Below are 26,442 nucleotides of genomic sequence, written 5' to 3' on the forward strand. Positions count from 1 at the left end.
CCATGTGTGGTCCAGCCGGACACCGCGCCCGCCTACTTTTCTCTGTGGGCAGCGCCGTGTTGCCTGATGCAGATTTCAATCATTCTGCGTCTCATGTCGCCGCCCGATCGTGGGCGTGGCGGTAGCGATTTCCGGAGGATCTTGGTGAATCTCAAGCGCAGTGGTGCCCTGCTCGGTGTAGTGGCCGTGGGCGCCATGACCTTGGCCGCATGTGGCAGCGACAACAACTCGTCGTCGACGGGTGTGGACGCGTCCGCATCGAACGCAACGTGCGAAGGCAAGAGCAACCTCTCTGCCGCTGGTTCCTCGGCACAGAAGAACGCCATGGACCAGTTCGTCGCCACTTACATCTCCGTGTGCCAGGAAAAGGGCAAGACGGTCAACGTCGCGTACAACCCCAGCGGTTCGGGCGACGGTCGTACACAGTTCATCGCCGGCCAGATCGACTTCGCCGGCTCCGACTCGGCCATCAAGGACGAGCAGGCCGACAAGGCCAAGGAGCGTTGCGTCGGCGGCGAAGCCTGGAACCTTCCCCTCGTCTTCGGCCCGATCGCAGTTGCATACAACCTCGACGGCGTCGACAAGCTCGTTCTCAACGCAGAGGTTCTCGCGAAGATCTTCAACGGCGGCATCACCAAGTGGAACGATCCGGCAATCGCCGCGCTCAACTCCGGTGCATCGCTTCCCGACGAGAAGATCACCACCGTGATCCGCTCCGATTCCTCGGGTACCACCGACAACTTCCAGAAGTACCTCGACGCGGCATCGAACGGTGCTTGGACGTCGGGCGCAGGGTCCGACTTCACCGGTGGCGTCGGTGAGGGCGCCAAGGGTTCGGCGGGCGTTGCACAGGCAGTTGCCACGGCACCGGGTTCGATCACCTACGTCGAGAAGTCGTTCGCCGATCAGAACAAGCTCTCGGTTGCCGAAATCAACACCGGCTCCGAGGCAGTGGCACTGACCAACGACACGGCCGCGAAGTCGATCGCAGGCGCGAAGTTCAAGTCCGACGCAACCGGCGACCTGACGCTCGACCTCGCGTCGATCTTCAAGACCAACGAAGCCGGCGCCTACCCGCTGGTTCTCGCCACGTACTCGATCGTCTGCTCCAAGGGCTACGACGCGGACACCTCCGCAGCAGTGAAGTCGTTCCTGACGAGCGCGGCCAACGAGGGTCAGGCCAACCTGGCCGAGCAGGGTTACGTCCCGCTGCCGTCCAACGTCCAGGATCGCCTCAACGCGTCCATCACGGCAATCAGCTGACCTAGAGACTCGTGCGGACAAGCTCATGGATCTACATTCAGACGTGAAGGAAGTGAGCGCGCATGAGTGACGCGCCCATCACCTCGACATCTCGTTCTCCCGGCCCCGCAACCAGCGGGGCCGGGGTGGGCGGTCCGAACGGCACCACGGAGGACACGATTACTTCCACCAAGGCTCCAGAAACCGAGCATCCTCCGAAGGGTGACGGTCCGGGTAGCGGCAACAGCAAGACGGTGACCCGTCCGGGTGACCGCATCTTCAGCTCGCTCGCATCCGGTTCGGCAATCTTCATCACGGTTGTCATCGCGGCGATCGGCGCGTTCCTGATCTGGCGTGCTGTTCCTGCTTTGAGCCGGAACCAGGTCAACTTCCTGACCAGCCGTGAATGGGTCACGCAGAACATCAACGCGATGGCGTTCGGTGTCCTCGACCTTTTCCAGGTCACGGTGTTGGTCTCGCTGTTCGCACTGGTGCTCGCGATGCCGATCGCACTGGGCATCGCGATCTTCCTGACTTCGTACTCACCCAAGTGGCTCACGCGGCCACTGTCGTACACGATCGACCTTCTGGCAGCTGTGCCGTCCATCGTCTACGGCCTGTGGGGACTTCTCGTCTTCGCTCCGGCGATCACCCCGGTCGCGGTGTGGCTCAACGACACTCTCGGCTGGTTCCCGCTCTTCGCCGACGGCAGCGGATCGATCACCGGTGGCGGCACCATCTTCACCGCAGGCATCGTCCTCGCCGTGATGATCCTTCCGGTCATCACTGCAGTGACCCGCGAGGTGTTCATCCAGACCCCGCGATCACAGATCGAAGCCGCACTCGCCCTCGGCGCCACGCGCTGGGAAGTTGTGCGCACCACGGTCATCCCGTTCGGTAAGTCCGGCTACATCAGCGGCTCGATGCTCGGTCTCGGACGCGCACTCGGTGAGACGATGGCGCTCTACCTGATCCTGCGCACCACCTCTCAGGCCTTCGGCTGGTCGCTGTTCGACGGCGGCTCGACCATCGCCTCCAAGATCGCCCTCGGCTACGCGGAGTTCAACAACGACATCCAGGCAGGCGCGTACATCGCGGCCGGACTGGTGCTGTTCGTACTGACCTTCGTCGTCAACGCGGCTGCCCGCGCAGTGATCGCCGGAAAGAAGGACTGACCCATGACCTCCACTCTGGACCGGCCGGTCAAGGCCCCCACTTTCCAAGGCGTCGGCGCTCGTCGTCGTGCCAAGGACGTCATCGCGACCATCCTGGTGAGCCTGGCAGTCGTCATCGCGCTCATCCCGTTGGTCTGGGTGCTCTTCACGGTCATCGCCAAGGGCCTGCCCGCTCTGACGTCGCCTACCTGGTTCACCAACTCGCTGAGCGGATTGACGGCGTCGGCCGACGGCGGCGGTATCTATCACGCATTGATCGGCACCCTGCTGCAAGGCATCGTGTGCGCGGTCTTCTCCATCCCGCTCGGTATCTTCGTCGCGATCTACCTGGTGGAGTACGCCGACCGGAAGTCGAAGCTGGGCAAGCTGACCACGTTCATGGTCGACATCCTCAGCGGTGTTCCGTCGATCGTGGCCGCGCTGTTCATCTACGCCCTGTGGATCGCGACCTTCGGCTTCCCCAAGTCCGCGTTTGCGGTGTCACTGGCTCTGGTCCTTCTGATGGTCCCGGTCGTCATCCGCTCCACCGAGGAAATGCTGCGCATCGTCCCGATGGATCTGCGAGAGGCGTCGTACGCGCTCGGTGTGCCGAAGTGGAAGACCATCTCGAAAATCGTTCTGCCGACGGCACTTCCCGGCATCATCACCGGCGTCATGCTGGCCCTGGCCCGCGTGCTCGGTGAGACCGCACCGCTGCTGATCCTCGTCGGCTACGCACCGTTCATCAACTTCGACCTGTTCAACGGCGAAATGGGCACACTGCCTTCCGTCATGGTCGCCGAGATGAACAACCCCACCGACGCCGGCACCAACCGCATCTGGGGCGCAGCACTGACCCTGATCCTGCTGATCGCGATCCTCAACATCGTCGCGAAGCTGATCGGTCACTTCTCACAGGTCAGAAGTAAGTGATGCGGCCTCGGAACATGTTCGTACTCAACAGCGTCAACAACTCAGTAGGGAGCCGGTAATGGCCAAGCGTCTGGATCTCAAGGACGTCAACATCTACTACGGCAAGTTCCACGCCGTCGCCGATGTGGGCCTGTCCGTCCCGCCCCGGAGCGTCACCGCCTTCATCGGCCCGTCCGGTTGCGGCAAGTCCACCGTTCTCCGTTCACTCAATCGCATGCACGAAGTGATTCCCGGTGCGCGCGTCGAGGGTTCGGTGCTGCTCGACGGCGAGGACATCTACGGCTCGAACGTCGATCCGGTCGGTGTTCGCAAGACCATCGGCATGGTGTTCCAGCGACCCAACCCCTTCCCGACCATGTCCATCAAGGACAACGTCGTCGCGGGCTTGAAGTTGCAGGGCGAGCGCAGCAAGAAGAAGCTCGACGAGGTGGCCGAGCGTTCGCTGCGCGGTGCCAACCTGTGGAACGAGGTCAAGGATCGCCTCGACAAGCCCGGTGGCGGCCTCTCAGGCGGTCAGCAGCAGCGTCTGTGCATCGCGCGTGCCATCGCGGTCTCGCCCGACGTCCTGCTCATGGACGAGCCGTGCTCCGCGCTCGACCCGATCTCGACTCTCGCGATCGAAGACCTGATCACCGAGCTGAAGAAGGACTTCACGATCGTCATCGTCACGCACAACATGCAGCAGGCTGCGCGTGTGAGTGACCAGACGGCATTCTTCAACCTCGAGGCAACCGGCAAGCCCGGTCAGCTCGTCGAGATCGACGACACCGAGAAGATCTTCTCGAACCCGACGCAGAAGGCCACCGAGGACTACATCTCCGGCCGCTTCGGATAGGTCCCGGGATCAACCCTGCACGATCATGTTTCACCCCCGTTTCCAACAGGAGACGGGGGTGAAACTTTTTGGTTGTGGTGATAGTTCCCACTCCGGTGCGCAGAGCTGAGCGTCGTTGGGCGCCCGAATAATTCGATGAGCAGCGCAAGTGCGCCGAGTTGGCGCTGAAGTAGCCGACGACGTGAATCTCGTGGATACTGACGACGCTTCGGACAATGCTAATCTCGGCCCGACAGCACGCTGTCGATCGATGTCGTTTCACAACCGGAAGGGCTTGTCAGTGCACCTCACCCCTTCAGATACCGAAAAGCTGCTCCTGAGCGTCGCGGGCATGGTCGCCCGTGACCGCCGCGAGCGCGGGGTACTGCTGAACTACCCCGAAGCGATGGCACTGATCTCGTGCTGGATTCTCGAGCGCGCGCGTGACGGAATGACGGTTGCGGAACTGATGAACGCCGGTCGGCAAGTGCTCACCCGCGACGACGTGATGGAAGGGGTACCCGAGATGATTGCAAACGTCCAGGTGGAGGCCACTTTCCCGGACGGTCGCAAGCTGGTCACCGTGACGGAGCCCATTCGATGATTCCCGGCGAAGTACGTGTGTCCACCGAACCGCTCGAGTTCGGCATCGACGCGGAAAAAATCACGATGGTCGTCGTCAACGACGGCGATCGCCCCATTCAGATCGGTTCACATCTCCACCTTCCCGCGGCCAACCCGGCGTTGACCTTCGATCGCGAAGCGGCAGACGGCTTCCGGCTCGACATCCCCTCGGGAACGTCGGTTCGGTTCGAACCCGGGGTCAGCAGAACGGTGACACTGATCGCGCTCGGCGGACTCAAAAGGGTTCCGGGCCTGCAGATCGTGCCGGACGAAGACCTACCGACACATGCGCGCGAGCCCAAGACCGTCATGCCGTTCGGCACGCCCGGCGTCGAGGTCGAAGAACCTTTGCGAGCGTCCTCGGTGAACGTGCGTGTGAGTGATGTTCCAGTCGAGGCGGATTCACCGGATGACGCCGCGACGATAGTTGAGAGGACAGCCGAATGAGCAGGATCGATCGACGCGGCTACGCCTCCCTGTACGGCCCGACCGCAGGCGACCAGATCCGTTTGGCCGACACAGATCTGTGGATCGAGATCGAGCACGACTACACCGCGACCGGCGACGAGATGGTCTTCGGCGGCGGTAAGAGCATCCGCGAGTCGATGGGCCAGGGCCTGACCACTCGCGACCAGGGTGCTCTCGACGTCGTCATCACCAACACGGTGATTCTCGATCACTGGGGAATCGTCCGGGCAGACGTGGGAATTCGCGACGGACGCATCGTTGCGATCGGCAAGTCCGGTAACCCCGACATCATGGATGGCGTGCATCCCAAGTTGCTCATCGGGCCGAGCACCGACGTGATCGCCGGCGAGGGGAAGATCCTCACCGCGGGTGCGATCGACACTCACGTGCACTTCCTCAGTGAAATCGAGATGATGGAGGCGCTCGCGACCGGTACGACGACGGTGGCGGGCGGCGGAACGGGCCCCACCGAGGGAAGCAAGGCAACCACCGTCACACCCGGCGCCTGGTCCTTGACGATGATGCACCGCGCCCTCGACCACATCCCGCTCAACGTTCTTCTCCTCGGCAAGGGCAGCACCGTCAGTCATGAGGCCATGCGTCAGGAAGCTCTCGCCGGCGCAGGCGGATTCAAGGTCCACGAGGACTGGGGTTCCACTCCGGCTGCGATCGACGCAGCTCTGCGCGCAGCCGACGAGTTCGGCCTCCAGGTAGCGCTGCACGCCGATAGCCTCAACGAAACCGGTTACGTACAGCACACTTTGGATGCGATCGCCGGACGTGGGATCCACGTGTTCCATGCGGAAGGCGCCGGCGGCGGGCACGCACCGGACATCATCGTGACGGCAGGTGAGCCGAACGTTCTTCCGGCATCGACCAATCCGACGTTGCCGCATACCGTCAACACGGTTGCCGAGCACCTCGACATGCTCATCGTGTGTCATGCGCTCAATCCCCGGGTTCCGGAGGATCTTGCCTTTGCCGAGTCCCGGATCCGGCCGACAACGATTGCAGCAGAAGACTTTCTGCACGACATCGGAGCCATCTCGATCACCTCGTCCGACGCCCAAGCGATGGGCCGTATCGGTGAGGTGACCCTGCGGACATGGCAGGTGGCTCACGTCATGAAGGCCCAGTACGGCAAGCTGGGCACCAGCATGCCGGCCGACAACGAGCGTGCGCGGCGTTACGTCGCCAAGTACACGATCTGCCCCGCGGTGGCGCACGGTATCGATCACGAGATCGGCTCGGTCGAGGCAGGGAAGATGGCGGACCTGGTGCTGTGGGATCCCGCGTTCTTCGGAGTCCGTCCTTCTGCCGTGATCAAGGGCGGGGCGATAGTTGCTGCGCCGCTTGGTGATCCGAATGCTGCTATCCCGACCCCGCAGCCGGTGTTCGTTCGCCCGGCCATCGCGGCGACTCCGGGATCGGCCCCGCACCTGTCCACGACGTTCGTCTCTCCGATGGCCATCGAGGACGGTCTGGCCGACCGTCTCGGTCTCACGCGCACCCTTACCGGTGTTCGTCCGACGAGGCACCTCACCAAGGCAGACATGCCGAACAACACGGCGCTGCCGTCCATCGACGTCGATCCGGAGACGTTTGCCATCAAGGTCAACGGCGACCTGATCGCGCCCAACCCCGTTGACGTAGTGCCGATGGCTCAGCGCTACATGCTGTTCTGAAACCATGTCGATCGAGACGGCGTCTGCCGAGATAGCATCGATGCTCTTGGCAGACGGGCGTCTGCCTACCGGCGGTCACGCGCACTCGTCGGGGTTGGAACCGGCACTGGCGGGCGGACTCCTGCAGAGTCAGGTCCCTGACTTCATTCGCGGTCGACTCGAAACAGTCGGACTTGTCGAGGCCGCTTCAACGGTGGTCACGCGCCGCTGGGCCGTAAGTGAGGGTAGTGCAGGCGAACTCGAGGACATCTCGAGGGAACTGCTCGCTCGGACTCCCAGCGCACCGCTGCGTGAGGCGTCGATTCAGCTCGGCCGTGGGCTGGCGAGACTGGCGTCGCGATTGTGGCCGCAGCACCCCGCGGTGCAGATGCTCATGGCGCTGCCTGGGCATCCGATGCGTCCGCTCGCGTTGGGCGTCTTCACGGCGGTCTCCGGGATGGACGACCTACAGGCAGCCAGATCTTGTTTGTACGACGACGCCCAAACGGTGGCGTCGGCGGCATTGAAGCTACTGCCGGTGGATCCGGCAGAACCGGTCGAATGGTTGCTCCGAGCAGCCCCGACCATCGAAACCGTCGCCGCGGCTGCCGTAGCCGTCGAGGGCGTCGCAGATATACCCGCAACAACAGGGCCGTTGGTCGAACAATGGTCACTCGAACACCACGCTCGATCCAGGAGGATTTTCCGTGCTTGACAACCTGAACAACACCACCACTGCTGCAAGAGGTTTGAGGCTCGGCGTTGCCGGCCCCGTCGGCACCGGCAAAAGCACCCTCATCGCCACCATCTGCCGCGAACTCGCGTCGGAGTACGAGATCGCGGTGGTCACCAACGACATCTACACCGACGAGGACGCGCGACTGTTGCGCGCGGCCAACGTACTTCCGATCGAGCGCATCGTCGCAGTCGAGACCGGTGCGTGCCCGCACACGGCTATTCGTGACGACGTCACGCCGAACCTCATTGCGGTCGAAGACCTCGAGCGTCAGTTCCATCCCCTCGACATGGTGATCGTGGAAAGCGGCGGTGACAATCTGACCGCCACGTTCAGCCCGGCACTGGTCGACGCCCAGATCTTCTGCATCGACGTCGCGGGCGGCGGAGACGTCGCACGTAAGGGTGGTCCCGGCATCGAGCGGGCAGATCTGTTGGTGGTCAACAAGATCGACCTGGCCCCGTACGTCGACGTCGACGCGGTCCAGATGGTGGCCGATGCCACGGCCGCGCGAGACGGACTTCCCGTTCTCGCGCTCAGCCAGAAGGATCACGCGACGATCGACCAACTCAGTGCGTGGCTTCGCCAGGTCATCGCAGCTCACCGTGCGGGTAGTCACACCCCGCAGGATCCGGGGCCGATGGCGCCGCACTTCCATGCCGATGAAGAAGACCACGGACACGGTCACGGGCACAGCCACTCTCACGCTCACTGATGCGCACCGGAGCTACGCGGGTCGTCGTCGAGAGAGTGGGTGACACCGCTGTTGCGCGAGAGCTGATCTCGGGCGACTTCCTGGCCCCGCGGTTCGTCGACGCTCGCGGGCTCACCGTGCGAATTGCCTTGGTAGGCCACAGTGCAACGCTGCTGGCCGGCGACGACCTGCGTATCGAATTCGTAGTCGCTCCGGGTACGTGCCTCGAGGTGATCGAGCCGTCGGGGACCGTCGCGTACAACGCGCGTGGCGGCCGGGCGTCGTGGTCGGCTTCGGCGAGCGTCGGCGCCGGTGCGGCGCTGATCTGGCGCGCGGCACCGTTTGTCGTCGCGGGCGGCGCGGATGTGACCAGGCGCGTGGATATTTCACTGGAATCCGATGCGGTTGCGCTGCTCGACGAGATGATCGTGTTCGGCCGGACCGGCGAAACCGGCGGTGCCCTTCGCTCGGATCAGCGCATTACCGTCGACGGTGACGCGCTGCTCGTGGAAACTCTCGACCTGCGTAGCGTGCCGGGCCGTTCGCTGCCGGGAATTCTCGGTGGCCATCGCGTGCTCGGTACGACCATGCTGTTGGGGATCAAGACTTCCGACGACGTCGAAGGGCACGTGACGCCGCTGGCGGGAGCAGGGATGCTGGCACGGGCCGTGGCCGATCACGCACACGAGGCGAGCGCAGCGTTGGATCCGATCTGGTCGCGGTGGCGTGGGCGGGTTTCGCAGAAGTACAGCGACTGATTCGCCCGACCGTCACACTTCGGGAGGCTGCGTCGTCCAGTATGTGACCAGGCCGAAGAGAGCCGGGCGCACGGGTTTGACGGAGGCATCATGCGAATTGTTGTTCTGGGCGGAACCGGCCAGATGGGAAAGCTGGTCGTCGAGCAGGCGAAAATCGGGGGCCATGACGTCGTCGCCGCCGCTCGATCGACGGGAGTAGACATCTCCACGGGTGCGGGGTTGGACGAAGCATTTGTCGGTGCCGACGTGGTCGTCGACGTGAGTGATCACGTCACCAACAGTGCCAAGAAGGCAATCGAGTTCTTCGAGACGGCAGCGAAGAACATCGCCGCGGCCGAAGCCAGAGCAGGCGTTAAGCATCACGTGCTGCTCTCGATCGTGAACTGCGACGATCCGCGATTGAAGTCCTTCGGTTACTACCAGGGGAAGGCTGCGCAGGAACGCGCGGTGGAAGCGTCGAGTATTCCTTTCACGATCCTGCGATCCACTCAGTGGTTCGAGTTCGGCGAGAAGACGATCGCGCTGTTCGGACTGGGGCCGATCGCGATGGTTCCTCGGATGCGGTCACAACCGGTGGCAGCGAAGACCGTTGCCGAGGCGCTCGTGACCTGCGCTCAGAACGGTCCGACCGGGAGGGCTCCGGACCTGGCCGGGCCCGAGGTCCTCGAGATCCCGGCCATGACGCGCGAGATCTTGAAATACCGTGGCCGACGTAAGTGGCTGATCCCGATCTCGATGCCGGGAGCGGGTAAGGCGATGAAGGGTGGGGCGTTGCTGCCCGCGCCGGGATCCACAACTGCAGGACCCACGTTGGAAACCTGGTTGCACGAGAACTGAATAGGAAAGGCGGCCGCGCAAGTGCGCGGCCGCCTTTTACTCACGTGGACGGTTGGGTTCAGAGATCCGGGTACGAGGTGAGGTTGTCGACCTTCTCGGTGGTTTCGGGCTCTTCGGGCAGCTTGCCGGTCACCAGGAAGATGACACGTCGGCCGACCTCGACGGCGTGGTCGGCGAATCGCTCGTAGAAGCGGCCGAGCAGCGTGACGTCGACTGCGGCGGCAACGCCGTGCTTCCACTCACGGTCCATGAGGACGGTGAAGAGGTGGCGGTGGAGGTCGTCCATCGCTTCGTCTTCTTCGCGCAGACGGGCAGCGCGCTCGGGGTCGCGGGTCTCGAGGACGACCTTGGCGGCCGCACCGATGGAGACAGCGATGCGTCCCATCTCGGCGAAGTAGCCGTTGACCTCTTCAGGAAGCACGTGGTTGGGATGTCGGCGGCGCGCGATCTTGGCGACGTGCAGGGCGAGTGCGCCCATGCGGTCGATGTCGGCGACGATCTGGATTCCGCTGACCACCGAGCGCAGATCTCCGGCAACGGGAGCCTGCAAGGCGAGCAACGCAAACGCGCGCTCCTCGCAGATGGTGCTGAGTTCGGTGATCTTGTCGTGTTCGCCGATTACTTGTTCTGCCAGGGACAGGTCTGCCTGGAGCAGGGACTGGGTGGCGCGCTCCATAGCGGCACCTGCCAGTCCTGCCATCTCGCCGAGCGTGTCTGCAAGCTCGGTCATCTGTTCGTTGTAAGCCACGCGCATGAGGTCAGAGCCTACGTGCCGTGAAAGACCAAGTCACAAGCACCAGGTGAACGCAAGGTGAATGAACGCGTGTCAGTCGCAGGTGGTGTCGCCGGCGTTGACGCTGGCGATGTCGGCGGGCAGAGCCGTCGAGGTGCTGGTGTCGACCGACGTCGGATTTGCCGCCAGGATGGTTCCCGGGTCCGCGGGGGCGACGACGGTGCCGGCGAAATTGCTTCCGACGACGACCTCGATCATGTCTCCCATGCTCGGAGCGAGAACCAGAACCGCGCCGGGAATCGACGACGCGACGGTCACCGCTTCAGCCTCGTAACCTGCGGCGTAGCGCACGACGGTGGTCGACGCTTGGGCATTCGCCAGGCCGGTGGCTGCGCTGAAGTTACCGACTGTGGAGATCTGGAAACCGTAGGCCGCGAGGCTGTCGGCGATTGTCGCGGCCTGCCCGGCGATTCCCGAGGCGTTGGAGACGTCGACCGAGATGTTGTAGGCGCTCATTGCCTCGACGGAAGTGGCGGCCGGCGGCGTGCTGGACGTAGGAGCGGTTGTCGTGGAACTGGTCGACGACGGTGTGGTGTCCTCGCGCTCTTCACCCGGAAGCGGATCGTCGTCGATGATCGCCTGGAAGAGGGACTTGATCTCGTCCGTGCGAGGAATCTCGTTGCCCCAGTCGTTGGTGCCGTCCGTGGGGACCGTCAAGAACGTGACCGCGCCTGCGTCGACGTTCTGGAGCGAGCGACCGAGGGTGACCAGTGACTTGGTGTCGATGTTTTCGACGAACGTGTCGCTGGTGAAGGCGTTGATGAATCCGTTGAGCTTGCTCGGATTCAGGAGGACCTGGTTGGACAGGGCCGAGCGGAGCAGCGCCGACAGGAACTTCTGCTGGCGGGTGATGCGCCCGTAGTCGCCGTTGCCCTCGGCTTCGACGTGGCGAGCACGCACGTAGTTGAGGGCGGTACGGCCGTCGAGCATCTGCGTGCCGCCGGAGGCGAGGACGGTTCCGAGGATGCCGTCTTCGATCGGTCCGGGGGAGCAGACGTTCACACCGCCGACGGTGTCGACCATGCGCTCGAAACCTGCGAAGTCCATTCCGACGAAGTGCCCGATTTTCAGGCCGGACATCTTCTGGATGACCTTGACCAGGCATTTGGGGCCACCGAGTGCGTACGTCGCATTGAGTTTGTCCCCGCTCGCTGCCGGGAAGGTTTCGCTGGTGTACTTGCCGGCGTCGTTGTCCCATCCCTGACAGATCGGACGTTCGACGTCGAGGTCACGCGGGAAGGAGACGGCGACGACGCGGCTTCGGTCGGCGGGAATGTTCACCAGCATGACCGTGTCGGCTCGGGCGCCTTCGGCGTCTTCGACGGTTCCGGCGCCGATCTCACCGCTCGCACCGGCGCGGGTATCGGTGCCGATGATCAGGTACGTCTCGTCGCCGAGTTGACCACCGGCGTCGATGATGTCGTCGGACTCGGTGTCGAGTGCCGCAATCTGATCGAATCCGCCTTCGACCGAGCGCAGATAGCCCCACACGACGCCGGTCAATGCGAGAGACATGACGGCCAGGAACGCTACTGCCGATCGGCCGATCACTTTTGCGCGATGGCGGCGGCGAATCTTGCTTTGCGCCAGACGAGTGGCGCCGGTGTCACCGACTACCCGCGGCACTGCGGAGGTGACGGGATGTTCTTCGGTGATCCAGTCCGCAGCGGCGGGCGGAACGGTCGGACGGGCGGGAATCGGCCGGGCGGGGGGCGGCGACGACGCTGCTGAAGATTGAGTCTTGGGTGGTACGGATTTGTTCGGCGCCGGCTTGGGCGGCGTAGCCGGGGCTGGTGGCGGCTTCTTGTCGCCTACCCGACGGACCAACTCGGCGACCGAAACAGAGTCGTCGGTCGGAGGCGAGTCCCGTCGCCCGGTACGTCCACTGCTGCGACGCTCCGGGGGACTGGGTGGTTGCGGTGTTGGTCGCTGGGGTGTGGCAGGGCGCTGGGGCGTTGCCGGTTGGTCCGGTCGGGCGTTGCGGAAGCGCTTGTCTGCGAGCGGACGTTCCCAGGGGGCGCGGCTCTCGGGCGGAGGTGGGCCCGAATCGTGATCATCACCCACCGATGCAACCTGTCCCGTCGTCGACTGTCAGTAACTCGTCATTCAGATGCCGGCGTCAACCGGTTGTCGACGAAGCTGGAGCCATATTACTGGTGAATCCTGAGTGCTTCACTCAGAAAGTGATGTGAGTAATCCGACGGCGTGTTTTCGCTAGCCACCAGAGTGCATCATGTCAGCTCCCACCGGCACAAGGTCGTCTTCGGGATCGTCGAGCCAACCTTCCGGGAGTGTTACCTGACCGGGTGAGCCTTGGCGTCCGCGCGGGCCTTCGGCGTCCTTGGGGAACGGGACGTCGTGGTCGAGCTGTCCGAGCAGATCGTCCAGTTCGGACAACGTGCTGACCAGAGCCATCGAGACCCGCAGATCCGATCCGACCGGGAACCCACGCATGTACCAGGAGACGTGCTTGCGAAGTTCGCGCAGACCCTTCATTTCACCGTGATGTGCGGCGAGCAGTTGGGCGTGACGGGCGATGATCTTGGTGACTTCGCCGAGCGTCGGCGGCGTGGCGATCTGTTGTCCGTTGAGAGCTGCGCTGAGTTCCGCGAACAGCCATGGCCGTCCGAGGCAGCCGCGTCCGACGACGACGCCGTCGCAGCCGGTCTCGTTCATCATGCGGGCAGCATCCGAGGCGTCGAAGATGTCGCCGTTGCCGAGGATCGGCACGTCGGTGACGTGTTCCTTGAGGCGCGTGATCTCGTTCCAGTCAGCAGTGCCGGAGTAGCGCTGCGACGCGGTACGTGCGTGAAGTGCGACGGCAGCGGCGCCTTCAGCTGCCGCGATCCGGCCGGCGTCGAGGTGCGTGTGATGTTCGGGGTCGATGCCGACGCGCATCTTGACGGTGACCGGAATGTCGGTGCCTTCGGTGGCGCGCACGGCTGCCGCGACGATCTGACCGAACAGTCGACGCTTGTACGGTAGAGCCGATCCGCCGCCCTTGCGGGTCACCTTGGGTACCGGGCAGCCGAAGTTCATGTCGATGTGATCGGCCATGTTCTCGTCGACGATCATCTTGGCCGCGGCGTAAGTCGTATCCGGGTCGACGGTGTACAGCTGCAGCGACCTGGGCGTTTCGGTCGGACCGAACGTGGTCATGTGCATCGTGGCGGGTTGGCGTTCGACGAGCGCGCGGGCGGTGACCATCTCGCAGACGTAGAGCCCGGACGTGCTGCCTGCACGTTCGAGTTCGAGTTCACGGCACAGCGTGCGGAAGGCGACGTTGGTGACGCCCGCCATGGGTGCGAGAACCACGGGGCTGTGCAGCTCGAGTGAACCGATACGAAGGGATGACATGTCTACCTCTGAACAAATACTTGTGACAATTGGAAGTGCCCGGTACCGAATCCGGTACCGGGCACAGAATAGCTGGTGAAACTAAGAAGCCTGCTGTTCGCGCTTGGCGGCTTCGCGTGCGAGCATGCGATCGCGCTGTTCCTCGAACTTCGTCGCGTTGGCGGCGAGTGTCTCGAGGAAGGCCGCCAACTCTTCGCGCGTGTTCTCGCCTTCGGCGCTGAAATCGTTGCGCTCGAAGATGTTCCACTTGCGCAGGACAGGCCAGACGACCTCGTCGAGGTGTTGGCGAAGGTCGTAGATGCCGTGCTTGGCCATGAGGGCGCCGTTACGGCGGAAGTTCGGCATGCCGGCACCGGGCATCTGGAAGTTCTGGACGATGTTCGCCACAGCCTTGAGCGCCTGATCGGGAGCAAGATCGAGCGCGGCGGCGCAGATGTTGCGGTAGAAGATCATGTGCAGGTTCTCGTCGGCCGCGATGCGCTGAAGCATCTTGTCGGCAATCGGCTCGTCGCAGGCCTTGCCGGTGTTGCGGTGGCTGACGCGCGTCGCGAGTTCCTGGAAGGTCACGTAGGCGACCGAGTGCAGCAGGCCGGCGTCGCCCTCGTCGATGGGTGCGCTGTAACCGTTTGTCATGTGTTCCATGCGGAAGCGCTCGAGCTCGACGGGGTCGACTGCGCGCGTGACGACGAGGTAGTCACGCATCACGATGCCGTGGCGGTTCTCCTCGGCGGTCCACCGGCCGACCCACGTTCCCCAGGCACCGTCCTGCGAAAAGTTCTCGGCGATCTCACGGTGGTACGACGGCAGGTTGTCCTCGGTGAGCAGGTTGGTGATCATCGCGGCGCGAGCTACCTCGCCGAGTTGTGACTGTTCGAGACTCCAGTCTTCGCCACCCATGGCTGCGAAGTTACGGCCCTCGTCCCACGGAACGTAGTCGTGTGGATGCCATTCCTTGGCCATGGAGATGTGGCGGTTGACGTTCTCCTCGGCAACCGGCTGCAGCTCTTGTAGCAGCTCCAGCTGCGTCAGAATCCTCGTCATTTCTTGCCTCCATGTTGAGTGAATGCGCGACTTCGCCCCAGCCTACGGCACCGTAGGTTTGAAAAGAATGGCATGAAAATTGCTCCCCTCGAGGGATGTTACCGATCCGTAGTTATCCGGGGGCACTTTCACTACCAAGTCGTTCTTTCGACGTAGTCGCGGAACGTCCGGGCGGGATCGGACAGCTCGCGGCTCTTCGACCAGATCAGCCCTATTTTTCGCTGTGCTCCTTCGATCGGTACGTAGACGACTCCTTCGGCCCAGATCGGTGGATCCTGAACCGGCATGACCGAGACACCGAAGGACGCGGAGACCAGTCCGCCGACCGTTGCCAGCTCGCTGCTCTCGAAGACGAAATTCGGAGTGAATCCTGCGGCCGCGCACAGTTCATCGAGAATTCTTCGCATCCCGAAGTTCGGATGCATACCGATGAACGGTTCGTCGGCCGCGTCCGCAAGCTCGACCGAATGCAACTTCGCAAAGCGATGATCAGCCGGAACAGCCAATGCCAGTGACTGCTGGGCGATCTGCATCCACGCCACCTGCGGATCGCGCGGCTGAGGCGAGACGACGGCCAGGTCGGACGTGCCGGCGGCGATTCTGTCGACCAGGAACTGCGCGCTGTCCTGATGCAGTTCGAATCGCACTCCGGGATACTCGACGCGGTATCCGCGCAGCATGTGCGGCACCAACCAGGTGCCGAACGAGTGGAGGAAGTCGAGTCGGACCGTGCCGCTCTCGGGGCTCGCCAGCGACTGGATTTCGGTCTGCGCGGCGTCGAGGGCACGCAGTGCGATGCGAGCATGTCGATAGAGGATCTCGCCGTACCGGTTCAGTTCGAGTCGGCGTGCCTGACGGTCGAAGAGTGTCACGCCGATCTGTCGTTCGAGGCGAGCGAGTTTGCGCGAAAGGGTCGGCTGCGACAGGTGAGTCAGATCCGCGGTAGCGGTCACCTGTTGGGTTTCGGCGAGCACGACAAACCATTCGAGGTCTTCGGTCAGCATCACGAACCCAATCTATATACCCCCAGAGCATATAGAACACCAAGTTTATGCATTTTCTTTTGCCGAGTCTGGGCGGGAGGATTCTTGCCGGAGGTAAGTGATGCCTGGAGGTACGTGGTGACTGTCGAGAATGTGATCGAATCCGAAGTGATGCCGCTTCGCCGCGGAACATCGGGATATCGAACCGTGACCGTTGCGTTGTTCGCGGCCGGGCTGTCGACGTTCATCTCGATGTACGCGGCACAGGCGTTGCTGCCTGCGTTCGCCGAAGACTTCCACGTCTCGCCTGCGGTGTCTGCGCTGTCCGTCTCGGCGACGACGGGCATGTTGGCGTTGGCAATCATTCCGGCCAGTGCGCTCTCCGAGCGCTTCGGTCGCACGCGGGTGATGATCGCGTCGGCGTCGGCGTCCTGTGTGATCGGTTTACTTCTGCCGCTGAGTCCGACGATCGAGGTTCTGCTGGTCGGACGCGCAGCACAAGGATTGGCTCTGGCCGGTGTCCCGGCGGTGGCGATGGCCTATCTGGCCGAGGAGGTCGATCGGAAGGACCTCGGTGCAGCGATGGGAAGGTACGTCGCCGGCACGACGATCGGTGGGCTGATCGGACGGCTCGTGCCGTCGGCCGTCGTCGATTTCAGTACGTGGCGTTGGGCGCTGTTGACTGCGTCCGCGCTGTCGGCATTGTTCGCGCTCAACATTATCCGGCGGCTTCCCGCGTCGAAGTTCTTTCGCCCGCAACCGATATCGGCGCGCACGATCGCGTCGAATCTACGACGCCACCTTGCGAACCCGTCGCTGCGAACACTCTTCGCTTTGGGATTCATCCTGATGGGCGGCTTCGTGTCGATTTACAACTTCCTCGGGTTTCGGCTCACGGCAGCACCTTTCGGCCTTCCTGAAGCGCTTGTGGGCCTGGTGTTCCTTTTCTACCTTGCCGGAACTTTCACCTCGGCGGTAGCCGGCGGGGCCTCTGACCGACTGGGTAGGCGCAGCGTGCTGCTCGGGTCGGTTGTCGTCATCGGTATCGGCCTGGCACTGACCGTTCCGGACAATCTGGCGTTGACGCTCGTGGGGATGCTGCTCTTCACCGGAGGATTCTTCGCCGCACATTCGGTGGCCAGCGGTTGGGTGGGGCTGATCGCTACCGATCACCGGGCCGAGGCGTCGGCGTTGTATCTGTTTGCCTACTACGCGGGTTCGTCCGTGGCGGGCGCCCTCGCGGGTCTTGCATACGCGGGTGGCGGTTGGGTCGGGGTCAGTACTTTTGTGGGCGCGCTGCTGTTGGTTGCGTTTGCCTTGTCACTGAGGATGTTTCGATCTTCGACGATTGACTGAACAGAGCACTGCGGCGACCCCGAACGGGATCGCCGCAGTGCGTTCTGTCGAGCGTCTTACTTCTTGCCGCCGCCGAGGAGGCCGCCGAGCAGGTCTCCGAGGCCGCCGCCACCGGATCCACCCAGGATGCCGCCGAGTGCGCCGCCGATGCCGCCGCCGGAATTGCCGCCGCCGCCGAGAATTCCGCCGAGGAGATCCCCGAGCCCGCCGCCACCGGAGGCCTGAGTCTGCGCGCCGGCACCGCCACCGGTGAACTGCTTGGCGAGGTAGGCCAGGACGATGGGAGCGAGGATCGGCAGCAACTGCTTCACCAGATCGTTTCCACCGCCGCCACCGACACCGCCCAGTGCGCTGGCGACCTGATCGGTGTTGCCGCCGAAGATGTTCGAGACGATCTTCTGACCGTCAGCGGTGTCGACTTTGCTGATGTCGACGCCGTCGTCGAGAAGGCTGGTGTCGGCGTGAGACTGCAACGCGCTTTCCAGCGAGGCTGCACCGGCGGGATCCTGCGCGTTGGCGCCGAGGCCACCGACGAGGGTCGGAAGTGCAGTCTTGACCGCCGATTCGGCAGTTGCCTGGTCGACGCCGAGTTGCTGCGCGATCTGGTCGATGGGGATCTGGGATAGAAGGTCGTCAAGCGATGCCATTGATGCCCTACCTCTTCTGGGGTACTACTCGTCAGTACCCGGCTGTTGCAGACACTAGTGAATGTCGGCGTCGACGGTAACCCTCCGGTTGCCGAGCGGTCAGGCTCGGGTCTTCTCGCGGGGGACCAGGCACGCTAGGAGAGCGAGAATCAGTCCGCCGGCCGTCAGAATGAATCCTGTCTGATTTGTCAGGATCGTGGAGTAGTTTTCCCTGATGACATTGTCGAACTGATCGTTCACGCGGTAGTAGAACGTGCCAAGAGTCCCCAATCCCACGATAATTCCGATCCATGCTGCGATGCGAGAACCGAACAATGCGGCGATCAGAATCAATACGGCGGCGGCGAGCAGAAGTATCGCCATCGACCGGTAGAAGGTCACGGACTGATCGCCGAGTTGCTCGATTGCCCACCCGGCCGGAAAGCCGTCCCGCAGGTCCTCGAGGCGAACGTTGTCGGGTTTGACCCCGGCCAGTACGTACATGAACGAGCCGACGGCAACGGCGATTCCACAAATGAGCAGAACGAGATGAACTAACGTGCGCATGCCAGTCTCCCTGTGTTCGGAGTTCGGTGACGCGGTCGTCGCCGAGCCTAGCTGTGTCGCGGGTGTCAAGCTCGGTATCGGGCGTGCAGAATCGTCTCCATGCCCGACAACATGCGTCGACTCGAAGAGATCTCGCTGTCGCTGCCGGAAGCGGAGCGCGTCGACATCGAAGCGTGGGACGGCCACCCGACGTTCCGGGTCCGCGGCAAGAACTTCGTGTTCTGCAACCTCGAAGCCACCTCCTTGACCGTCAAGCTGAGCAAGGAGGAAGCCGAAGCGGTGGTGGCCACCGAACCAGGCGCAAGTGCTGCGGGCTACGGACTCGGTCGACACGGGTGGGTTGCACTCGACATCGGCACCGACGTTTCCGAGGAGAAATGGTCGCAACTGGAGGAGTGGATCTACACCTCGTTCACCCTCGTTGCGCCGAAGCGGCTTGCCCGGATCGTTCTCGATGCGGATGAGGAACGCCCGTAACGGATAGATTCGTCAGTACAGACGCCGACTAGACGAGGAATTGTCATGACGACACCGGAAACTTCACCGGCCACCGCAAAACCGGGCATGCCGCCGTGGGCGAAGAAGGCCATCGGGATCGCAGTGATGGCGGTGGTCCTGGTCATCGCTTACTTCATCCTTGCCGCCTTCCTTCCGCGTTGGTGGGCGCAGCGCATTGCGTCGTTGGCGAACGGCAGTTTCAGCGCCGGAATCGCGTGGGGGCTGCTGTTCGGTCTCGTGTGCACCCTGGTCCCGCTCATCTTCTTCCGGGCGGTCTGGCAGGTGCGCAAGCGCAAGCATGCTCGAATCATGCAGATCACGGCTCTCGCGTTGGGTGTGATCTTCGCGCTGCCGAATCTGCTCTCTCTGACAGTTGTTCTCGGCAACAACAACGCTGCGCATGCGGGCGAGCGGATCCTCGACGTCGACGGCCCCGGATTCCGCGGAGCATCCGTTGTCGGTGCCGTCCTGGGCGTTGCGTTGTTCCTGGGTCTTGTCGCGCTCGGCTACATGTACAAAAAGCGTGGCAAGGATCTCGACAAGATGCGCGGTGAGCTCAAGCAACACGAGCCGCAGAGTAAGGGCGAGGCTCCAGCCCCGGAAATCTGAGTCAGCTCTTCGACCGAGTACTCAGGCCGACACCGACTCCGACGGTTCCCGCCGCCACCAGTCCGGCGAGCGGGACCGCCCAGTGTCCGGCAAATGTGCAGGCGAGAACCAGGATTGCGCTCACCGGTAGAACAGCCTGCTCGATCCTGTCACGCTTGAAGTGTCGTGAGTGCATGAGCCACACGAAGATCAGGAACATCGCGGCGGGGATCGTGACCGCGGCAGATGCTGCGAACGTCGAAATGTGCGCTTCGCCAACTGCTTCCTCGACGGCTACTTCGATGCCGGCGCCGATGGCCGCAGCGGATCCGAATACGAAGTAGTGCCCGTATCCCCACAACAGGACGGCGCGATTGCCTTGGTCTGCGAGGTACTCGTGGATCGGGACGGCGAAGTAGATCCACAACGCGGAGAACACGATCAGAACTCCGCCGACGGCAATCGGAATCAGTAGATCGGCGGCGTCGAAATCCCGGATGCCGGATTGGACCGCGATGGTGGCGGCAGCGATGGTTTCGCCGAGCATGATGATGGTGAAGAGGCCGTAGCGTTCGGCGATGTGATGCGGGTGCCACGGCGTCTGGTGGTTGCGTTCGGCGATCGCAGGCACCGCGAGTTCGGCGATCATGAGAACGAAGAAGCCCGGAATCCACGCCGACGCCGGCATCAGGAGCAGCACGATCCAGCCGGCCTGGACGATCACGAGCCCGGCGGCATATTGCAGAGCAGTGGTTCGCGCTGCACCGGATTCACCGCTGGCGGCTCGAAGCCATTGGCAGGTGAGCGCAATTCGCATGATGAGGTAGCCGACGATGGCCGTCGTACGGTCGGTTCCGTCGAATGCGTCGGGGATTCCGGCGGCGAAGACGAGCACGCCACAAATCTGTACGAAGGTCGCGACCCGGTAGGGGACGTCGTCCGTGTCGTAGGCAGACGCGAACCAGGTGAAGTTCACCCACGCCCACCACAGCGCGAAGAAGACGAACATATAGCCGGCGATGCCGTCGGCGTAGTGGCCCTCGGCGACAGCATGCACCAGTTGAACTCCGGCCTGTGCGGCTGCAACCACGAAACACAGGTCGAAGAACAGTTCGAGTGGCGTCGATGCTCGATGGTCCTCGTCGCGGCTGCGTGCGCGCATCCGGATGATCGGCATTACGGCCCGGCCGTGGCCCGCGCCTGTACTGGTGTGTTCTGTCATCGTCCCCACCTTGCTCCGACGTCTAGTGCAGGAGCGCAGTCTAGGGCGAATTCCGTCGGGTCGACGAATGAGACATTTCGCCCCTCACCACACGAGAACGGGTTTGATGACGCGCCCCGACGCTTGATCTTCGACGGCTTTGTTGATGTCGGAGAAGGCGTAGCGCGTCACCAAGCGGTCAATCGGAAACCGGCCACCAGTGAAGAGTTCGACGAGTTCGGGGATGAACGTCGAGACTTCCGACTCTCCTTCGATGCATCCTCGAATTGTCTTTCCGCTCAGCATGATGTCGGCCATGTTCATCTCGACCGTGGACGCTCCGAGTCCGACTACCGCCAGTGTTCCCCGTGCTCGAAGTGATGTGACGGCTTGATTGATCACGGAGCCGATTCCGGTGGTGTCGAGGGAATGTGTCGAACCTCCGTCGGTGGCGGCGCGTACTGCTTCGACCGCGTCCTCGGTGGTCGGATCGACAGTGACGGCGCCGAATTCCTCGGCGAGTGCGCGCCGCTGCGCAACGGGGTCCACGGCGACCAGGGTGGAAACGCCGGCAGCCCTCGCTGCCAGTAGCGCTGCGAGTCCGACGCTGCCGGCTCCGAAGACGACAAACGTCGAGTCGGGCTCGGGGCGAAGTAGATTCAGCACGGCACCCGCGCCGGTTTGAAATCCGCAGCCGAGGGGAGCCGCGACGGTCAGGTCCACCGCAGGATCGACGACGACGGTGTTGTCGGCAGTGGCGATGACGTATTCCGCGAAGCTGGACTGGCCGAAGAATGCGGACCGTATCGGAGTTCCGCTTCGCCGGACCGGCGTCGAGCCGTCGGTGCGTGCGCCAGAGCTGTTGAGCCCGTGTGAGCTTTCGCAGTACGCCCGATGGCCGCTGAGACACTGCCTGCACACACCGCAACTGCGGTAGCTCAGCAACACGTGATCACCGGGCGCAATGCTGTCGATCGACGAGCCGACGGCCTCGACCACCCCCGCCCCTTCGTGCCCGAACACGCAGGGGCCGAGCCTTTCCGGTAGCACCGACTTCGTGAACAGATCTGTGTGGCACAGGCCGGTAGCGACGATGCGAACCAGGATCTCGTCTGCGCGGGGTTCGTCGATTTCAACGGTGTCGAGTGTGAAGGGGGAGTGCGGGCCGTGTGAGAGCGCCGCTGTCATCTGCATGGAGGATCTCGAATTCTGTTCGGCGCGAATCACGCTCGCTCGAGCAGGAAGTAGTAGTGCTGCCCACCGTCGAGAACCAGCGCCGACTTTCCGTTCATGATGCCCATCAGTGTCGAGTCGTCGACCTTCTTGAAGTGGTCGAAGATCGGCGCACCGTCGTAGACCATCGTTGCCGTGACTTCGCCACGAAACTCGATGTTCCACAGGCTTGCTTCGCCATTGCCGCCCTTGACGTCGGAATAGAGGTTGCCGTCTTCGTCTCGGCAGATCAACGGCTTGGCGTCCTCGACCGAGTTGAAGGTCTTGCCGTACCAACGGCTCGCGAACAGCTTTTCGTGAAGCCGGTGACCGGTGGCGAAGTCGTCACCCTTCCACTCGCCGAGGATTTCTTCGGCGGCGACGGTTTCCAGCGCGGCCCACACTTCGTCGAGTTCTGCTGGTGATACACCACTTTCCGCAGCACGGAGCCGGGCGAAAGCAGTTCGGGCTTCGTCGAGATTCATGTCTCTCCTCGAGTCGACGGTAAGTGGCACGACTTGTTCGCGAACCAAATTGTTCGTCAACTCTGCACGCTACGCCGAACCGGATGGTTCGGCAACGGTCGATTCGTTCTAGGCTGTCAACATGCGCTCAGCAGGGGAAGCTACGAGGGACCGCATTCTGGCGGCCGCAAAGGACGAATTTGCCACGTACGGGCTGGCCGGCGCGCGGATCAATCGGATCGCCGCGCAAGCGCGTGCCAGCAAAGACCGTCTCTATGCGTACTTCGCAAGCAAGGAAGAGTTGTTCGCTGCCGTGACCGAACAGTGGACGTCCGAAACAACAGCGGAGACAGCACTTCGAGGTGACGACTTGCCGGGCTATGCAGGTCGCCTCTTCGACAACTACGTTGCCCATCCCGAGAACGCCCGATTGCAGCAATGGGCGGATCTCGAAGCGCCGGACGTCATGAGCGAGGACGACATACGAAGCAAGACCTTCCGGCCTAAAGTTGCGGAAATCCGCAAGGGGCAGCTCGAGGGACACATCGACCCCGCGTGGAATCCCACGGAGTTGATCCTGCTGATCACGGATATCGCCCGGATGCTCGCGCTCAAGTCGTCTCGTTCCATCCCTCGACGTCGGGAGGCGGCAGTCGAGGCGGTTCGGCGTTTGATTGTGGCGTAGCGAGTCCAAACGCGAACGTCCACACCCGTCGCTGTGTGGTTGCCCGGATTTACGGATTTCTCAGTAACGGTGCGTACGTTGGGCGTCGGCTCGTTGACGCCCTCGGGATGTTGACGTGCCGCCAAAACTTTTGTCGTCGACTGTTCAGATGCTGGTGAGCAAAAGGATCGCGGCCGGCCACCCTGACTGAATATCGTCGACGCCGAGCGTGTTCCTTCGGTGCGCGCACCTGTTCAGCATCTGGAGTGGACCCGTGTCGAAGTGGCCGTGCATATGAAGATCTCGAAGAAGGTAGCGCTGGTCGTTGTGGCTGCTTGCGCCGTGACGTTGGGATCGGCGCAAGTCGGAACCGCCCGCGCGGATGCGCCGGTCAAGGTCAGCGTGGCCGGTCATGTGGTGAGCGCCGGGCACTTCGAGCAGGTGCGGCGCCCCAACCGGTGTGTGAAGGCCGGGACGGGGAAGTCGAAACCGAGCGAGCAGAAGTCCACGAATCGCAGTGGGCGTCGAGGCAGCGGGGGATGCTTCTGACGGTGGTTGCGAAGTTCCGCAATCAGCCGTCCTGGATCTGTAACACGTTCTAATCTTGCGTGATGGACGTGACCTATGAGGGGACCAAACGCGAAGTCGCTACTGACAAGGGGACTTTGCGCTATCACGAGGCGGGCGATGGTCCGCCGTTGATCCTGTTGCACGGCTCAGGGATCGGTGTGAGTGGTTGGCGGAACTATCGGGGGAACCTCGAGGTGTTCGCAAAGCACTTCCACTGCTACCTCCTGGAGTTCCCGGGGTTCGGCGTGAGCGATGCCGTCGACGGTCATCCAGCTCTCACGGCAACCTCGGCGGTGGTTCGATTCATGGATGCGCTGGGAATCGAATCCGCTGCGATGATCGGCAATTCGATGGGCGGAGTTGTCGGGGTCAACGTCGCGATGAGGTTCCCTGACCGCGTCCGCAGATTGGTCACCATCGGAGGCGTGGGCCCGAACATCTTCAGTCAGAACCCGAGCGAAGGTACGCGTCTCCTCCAGGAATTCGCCGACGCTCCCAGCCGTGAGAAGTTGGTTCGCTGGCTCGAGTGCATGGTTTACGACAGATCCGTGATCACCGAGGAGCGGATCGAGGAACGATGGCAAACGGCCAACGATCCGGCCTCGCACCAGGCATTGACCGCGATGTACGGATCCAAAGCCTTTGCCGCTCAGCAGCAGATGATGTCCAACTCGGATGTGCCGCCGTACTGGTCGATGATGCACAAGGTGCAATGCCCGACCTTGCTGACATGGGGGCTCGATGATCGGCAGTGTCCACCGGACATGCCGATGATTCCGATGCGACTGATTCCGAACGCCGAACTGCATGTATTTCCGAACTGCGGGCACTGGGTGATGATCGAAGCCAAGGAGGCATTCGAGCGCGTGACCCTCGAGTTCCTGCTTCGATGACCTGCTGTTGCATTCATGTGGCACGAATCGATGTGGCACGAATGCACAAGACCCGGCGCCTCTGAATGAGGCGCCGGGTCTGTGTTTGTGCCCCCAGTAGGACTCGAACCTACGACCTGCGGATTAAAAGTAGGTGAGGGGTGTGATTTCTGGGTTCCGGCGACCGGCGGAGATTCCCGCGAGTGAAGAGCATTGCCGCAGCTAGGCGTACGTTCTAGGGCGTTCGGGTACGCGTTGAGTACGTCGCTAGAACGATCGAACTACGCCGCACGTCACGCTAATCTCACGCTCGTTTACTCGGGCGCTCGTCTCGAGTAGGCTCGATTCGTACGTCGGATTCCCGCTAGTTAGCGACCCGACAAACACGATGCTTCATTGGCCTGTGGCCTACAGATTCCCGCGCTGAGCGCGACCCTCAATCCACATATCCGATGGAGCATTCGCATGTCTACAAATCCGCTGTCGTCCGCCCGCACACATGAGTCGTTCTATTCGTTCTGGGGTGCTGAAAGCGGCACCAACACCCTCGGTGATGTCCTTGTCAATCAGACTTCGGATGGAGTCGATCTCAATCAGGTCTGGGCTGAGTTCGCGACCACTCTGGAGTTGTACAACCAACAGCGAACCGCGCTCGCCGCATTGATCAGCTACCAGACCACACGACAGATCGACGCAGTCCCGCAGGCAGTAGCAGGTGCTCAGTTCGAGATTGCGTCGGAGTTTGGCGTGCCGCAGGGGCATCGCGTTCCCAAGGACATTCTCAAGCTCGCATATGGCTATGAGGATTACGACCTTGCCAGCCGGTTCACGTGGAAGTATCTGCGCGACGCAGATTCGCGGCAGGTCGGTGCTGTCCACAATTCGATTCTTGAGGGTGCGAATCGGGCGACGACGACGGCGGTGCTGGAGCGGTTGTTTGATCCGACTCAGAGCCAGTCGCCCGAAGGCAACACCATTTACGGGCTTTACAACGGCGACGGCATGTTCATTCCGCCCTACCTCGGCACCGAGTTCGATCCTGACACCGATACTCACTATCTCGCTAGCGGGTCGGCTGTTCTGGATCCCTCTGATGTCGAGACACTCCTCACCAAGGTCAGCGGCAAGGGCTTCAGCGCGGAGAGCGGTCGGAAGCTGCTCATCCTCGCCAACCCGATCGAAGCGAAGATGATCGCGACATTCCGCGCTGGTGAGCCGGGTACAGACGGCGTGGAAGCTCACTTCGACTTCATTCCATCCAGCGCGGCACCTCCACGACTGGTTACCGAGCAGATTATTGGTGACCAGGCTCCAGGCGAGTGGAACGGCCTCGCGATTCTCGGCAGCTATGGCGATGCGTACGTGATCCAAAGCGCGTTCATCCCCAAGGGATACGTCGCTGTAGTCGCGTCTGCTGGCCCTGGTGCAGAGGGCAACCCCGTCGGCTTCCGAGTCCACGCAGTACCGGAATACCAAGGGCTTCGCTTGATTCCTGGAGCAGACCAGCGTTACCCCCTCATCTCCAGTTACTACGCAGTGGGGTACGGCACAGGCGTTCGACATCGCGGAGGTGCAGCCGTTCTTCAGGTCACGACCAACGCGGCGTACGCCAAGCCGACCTTCCCGAAGTAGGCAACCGTGGCTATGAAGCGTGACCAAGAGCCTGGGCCCAGCGAGTTCAGTCACGGTCGCGGATTGGACCCGCTGGGCGTTCAACGGTATCGAG

28 protein-coding genes are annotated in these 26,442 nt (G+C 62.7%); 18 read left to right on the forward strand and 10 right to left on the reverse strand.

Annotated elements, in window-relative coordinates:
* Window positions 1-144 precede the first annotated feature (144 nt).
* The 11 genes from pstS (at window position 145) to V3587_RS03050 (ending at window position 9,924) form a co-directional block, all read left to right on the forward strand.
* Window positions 145-1,263, forward strand: a complete 1,119-nt coding sequence (pstS, locus tag V3587_RS03000) for a phosphate ABC transporter substrate-binding protein PstS (protein WP_003940482.1) — start codon at window positions 145-147, stop codon at window positions 1,261-1,263.
* Between the two features lie 62 nt (window positions 1,264-1,325).
* Entirely contained in the window at window positions 1,326-2,417 is a 1,092-nt protein-coding gene (gene pstC / locus V3587_RS03005) for a phosphate ABC transporter permease subunit PstC (RefSeq protein ID WP_007733846.1), read from the forward strand.
* A 3-nt stretch (window positions 2,418-2,420) separates the two neighbouring features.
* Window positions 2,421-3,329 carry a phosphate ABC transporter permease PstA gene (gene pstA / locus V3587_RS03010; protein ID WP_003940100.1) on the forward strand — a complete coding sequence of 303 codons (909 nt, stop codon included), beginning with the start codon at window positions 2,421-2,423 and terminating at the stop codon, window positions 3,327-3,329.
* Window positions 3,330-3,387: 58 nt separating this feature from the next.
* On the forward strand, window positions 3,388-4,164 hold the full coding sequence (pstB, locus tag V3587_RS03015) for a phosphate ABC transporter ATP-binding protein PstB (RefSeq protein WP_003939968.1): 777 nt from the start codon (window positions 3,388-3,390) through the stop codon (window positions 4,162-4,164).
* Window positions 4,165-4,444: 280 nt separating this feature from the next.
* The gene (gene ureA / locus V3587_RS03020) at window positions 4,445-4,747 is read left to right on the forward strand and encodes an urease subunit gamma (RefSeq protein ID WP_003939800.1); all 303 of its coding nucleotides are present in this window, start codon (window positions 4,445-4,447) and stop codon (window positions 4,745-4,747) included.
* Window positions 4,744-5,214, forward strand: coding sequence for an urease subunit beta (gene ureB, locus V3587_RS30675; protein ID WP_411742217.1), 471 nt, complete (start codon window positions 4,744-4,746; stop codon window positions 5,212-5,214). The genes ureA and ureB overlap by 4 nt, the downstream gene beginning before the upstream one ends.
* Window positions 5,211-6,920 carry an urease subunit alpha gene (locus V3587_RS03030; RefSeq protein ID WP_030535249.1) on the forward strand — a complete coding sequence of 570 codons (1,710 nt, stop codon included), beginning with the start codon at window positions 5,211-5,213 and terminating at the stop codon, window positions 6,918-6,920. The genes ureB and V3587_RS03030 overlap by 4 nt, the downstream gene beginning before the upstream one ends.
* A gap of 4 nt (window positions 6,921-6,924) precedes the next feature.
* The gene (locus V3587_RS03035; RefSeq protein ID WP_007733855.1) at window positions 6,925-7,614 is read left to right on the forward strand and encodes an urease accessory protein UreF; all 690 of its coding nucleotides are present in this window, start codon (window positions 6,925-6,927) and stop codon (window positions 7,612-7,614) included.
* Complete coding sequence (ureG, locus tag V3587_RS03040; protein ID WP_020908922.1) at window positions 7,607-8,350, forward strand: urease accessory protein UreG; 744 nt, start codon at window positions 7,607-7,609, stop codon at window positions 8,348-8,350. The genes V3587_RS03035 and ureG overlap by 8 nt, the downstream gene beginning before the upstream one ends.
* Window positions 8,350-9,087 (forward strand): urease accessory protein UreD, encoded by a 738-nt coding sequence (locus V3587_RS03045; protein WP_047271073.1) that lies wholly within the window; start codon window positions 8,350-8,352, stop codon window positions 9,085-9,087. The genes ureG and V3587_RS03045 overlap by 1 nt, the downstream gene beginning before the upstream one ends.
* Window positions 9,088-9,177: 90 nt before the next feature.
* Window positions 9,178-9,924, forward strand: coding sequence for an SDR family oxidoreductase (locus V3587_RS03050; protein WP_003940029.1), 747 nt, complete (start codon window positions 9,178-9,180; stop codon window positions 9,922-9,924).
* 58 nt (window positions 9,925-9,982) lie between these two features.
* Here V3587_RS03050 and phoU read toward each other — a convergent pair whose 3' ends face one another.
* The 5 genes from phoU to V3587_RS03075 all read right to left on the reverse strand — a co-directional run bounded on the left by phoU (window position 9,983) and on the right by V3587_RS03075 (window position 16,122).
* Window positions 9,983-10,678, reverse strand: coding sequence for a phosphate signaling complex protein PhoU (gene phoU, locus V3587_RS03055; protein ID WP_003940130.1), 696 nt, complete (start codon window positions 10,676-10,678; stop codon window positions 9,983-9,985).
* Window positions 10,679-10,750: 72 nt separating this feature from the next.
* On the reverse strand, window positions 10,751-12,781 hold the full coding sequence (locus V3587_RS03060; protein ID WP_042451384.1) for an LCP family protein: 2,031 nt from the start codon (window positions 12,779-12,781) through the stop codon (window positions 10,751-10,753).
* A 150-nt stretch (window positions 12,782-12,931) separates the two neighbouring features.
* On the reverse strand, window positions 12,932-14,074 hold the full coding sequence (gene dusB, locus V3587_RS03065) for a tRNA dihydrouridine synthase DusB (protein WP_283376104.1): 1,143 nt from the start codon (window positions 14,072-14,074) through the stop codon (window positions 12,932-12,934).
* 81 nt (window positions 14,075-14,155) lie between these two features.
* Entirely contained in the window at window positions 14,156-15,115 is a 960-nt protein-coding gene (locus tag V3587_RS03070) for an acyl-ACP desaturase (RefSeq protein WP_003940492.1), read from the reverse strand.
* Between the two features lie 131 nt (window positions 15,116-15,246).
* A complete protein-coding gene (locus V3587_RS03075; RefSeq protein WP_192712245.1) occupies window positions 15,247-16,122 on the reverse strand; it encodes a LysR family transcriptional regulator in 876 nt (291 codons plus the stop codon).
* A 147-nt stretch (window positions 16,123-16,269) separates the two neighbouring features.
* Between V3587_RS03075 and V3587_RS03080 the strand changes: the two genes are divergently transcribed.
* Window positions 16,270-17,454 carry an MFS transporter gene (locus V3587_RS03080; RefSeq protein WP_283376238.1) on the forward strand — a complete coding sequence of 395 codons (1,185 nt, stop codon included), beginning with the start codon at window positions 16,270-16,272 and terminating at the stop codon, window positions 17,452-17,454.
* 56 nt (window positions 17,455-17,510) lie between these two features.
* Here V3587_RS03080 and V3587_RS03085 read toward each other — a convergent pair whose 3' ends face one another.
* Both V3587_RS03085 and V3587_RS03090 read right to left on the reverse strand, forming a co-directional pair.
* Window positions 17,511-18,101, reverse strand: a complete 591-nt coding sequence (locus V3587_RS03085; RefSeq protein WP_003940105.1) for a DUF937 domain-containing protein — start codon at window positions 18,099-18,101, stop codon at window positions 17,511-17,513.
* 99 nt (window positions 18,102-18,200) lie between these two features.
* Entirely contained in the window at window positions 18,201-18,647 is a 447-nt protein-coding gene (locus V3587_RS03090; RefSeq protein WP_003939955.1) for a hypothetical protein, read from the reverse strand.
* A 99-nt stretch (window positions 18,648-18,746) separates the two neighbouring features.
* Between V3587_RS03090 and V3587_RS03095 the strand changes: the two genes are divergently transcribed.
* Together V3587_RS03095 and V3587_RS03100 are read left to right on the forward strand one after the other, a co-directional pair.
* Window positions 18,747-19,124 carry an MmcQ/YjbR family DNA-binding protein gene (locus V3587_RS03095; RefSeq protein ID WP_020908916.1) on the forward strand — a complete coding sequence of 126 codons (378 nt, stop codon included), beginning with the start codon at window positions 18,747-18,749 and terminating at the stop codon, window positions 19,122-19,124.
* A 45-nt stretch (window positions 19,125-19,169) separates the two neighbouring features.
* A complete protein-coding gene (locus V3587_RS03100) occupies window positions 19,170-19,754 on the forward strand; it encodes a hypothetical protein (protein WP_003940111.1) in 585 nt (194 codons plus the stop codon).
* 1 nt (window position 19,755) lies between these two features.
* Here the strand turns inward: V3587_RS03100 and V3587_RS03105 are convergent, their stop codons facing one another.
* The 3 genes from V3587_RS03105 to V3587_RS03115 all read right to left on the reverse strand — a co-directional run bounded on the left by V3587_RS03105 (window position 19,756) and on the right by V3587_RS03115 (window position 22,631).
* Window positions 19,756-20,955 carry a low temperature requirement protein A gene (locus V3587_RS03105; protein WP_075834255.1) on the reverse strand — a complete coding sequence of 400 codons (1,200 nt, stop codon included), beginning with the start codon at window positions 20,953-20,955 and terminating at the stop codon, window positions 19,756-19,758.
* Window positions 20,956-21,039: 84 nt separating this feature from the next.
* Window positions 21,040-22,128 (reverse strand): NAD(P)-dependent alcohol dehydrogenase, encoded by a 1,089-nt coding sequence (locus V3587_RS03110; protein ID WP_054188965.1) that lies wholly within the window; start codon window positions 22,126-22,128, stop codon window positions 21,040-21,042.
* 29 nt (window positions 22,129-22,157) lie between these two features.
* Window positions 22,158-22,631, reverse strand: coding sequence for a DUF4334 domain-containing protein (locus tag V3587_RS03115; RefSeq protein ID WP_047271067.1), 474 nt, complete (start codon window positions 22,629-22,631; stop codon window positions 22,158-22,160).
* Window positions 22,632-22,752: 121 nt separating this feature from the next.
* On the opposite strand from V3587_RS03115, the gene V3587_RS03120 reads away from it, so the two are divergent.
* From V3587_RS03120 to V3587_RS03135, 4 genes are all read left to right on the forward strand, one after another.
* Complete coding sequence (locus tag V3587_RS03120) at window positions 22,753-23,295, forward strand: TetR/AcrR family transcriptional regulator (protein WP_030535258.1); 543 nt, start codon at window positions 22,753-22,755, stop codon at window positions 23,293-23,295.
* 219 nt (window positions 23,296-23,514) lie between these two features.
* Window positions 23,515-23,823, forward strand: a complete 309-nt coding sequence (locus V3587_RS03125; protein WP_143173070.1) for a hypothetical protein — start codon at window positions 23,515-23,517, stop codon at window positions 23,821-23,823.
* Window positions 23,824-23,885: 62 nt separating this feature from the next.
* Window positions 23,886-24,737 (forward strand): alpha/beta fold hydrolase, encoded by an 852-nt coding sequence (locus tag V3587_RS03130; protein ID WP_283376105.1) that lies wholly within the window; start codon window positions 23,886-23,888, stop codon window positions 24,735-24,737.
* A 444-nt stretch (window positions 24,738-25,181) separates the two neighbouring features.
* Window positions 25,182-26,348: a hypothetical protein gene (locus V3587_RS03135; RefSeq protein ID WP_283376106.1), complete on the forward strand. Its 1,167-nt coding sequence runs from the start codon at window positions 25,182-25,184 to the stop codon at window positions 26,346-26,348.
* The last annotated feature ends 94 nt before the right edge of the window (window positions 26,349-26,442 follow it).

The organism is Rhodococcus sp. IEGM 1306 (assembly GCF_036541985.1).
Taxonomy (GTDB): Bacteria; Actinomycetota; Actinomycetes; order Mycobacteriales; family Mycobacteriaceae; genus Rhodococcus_F; species Rhodococcus_F qingshengii.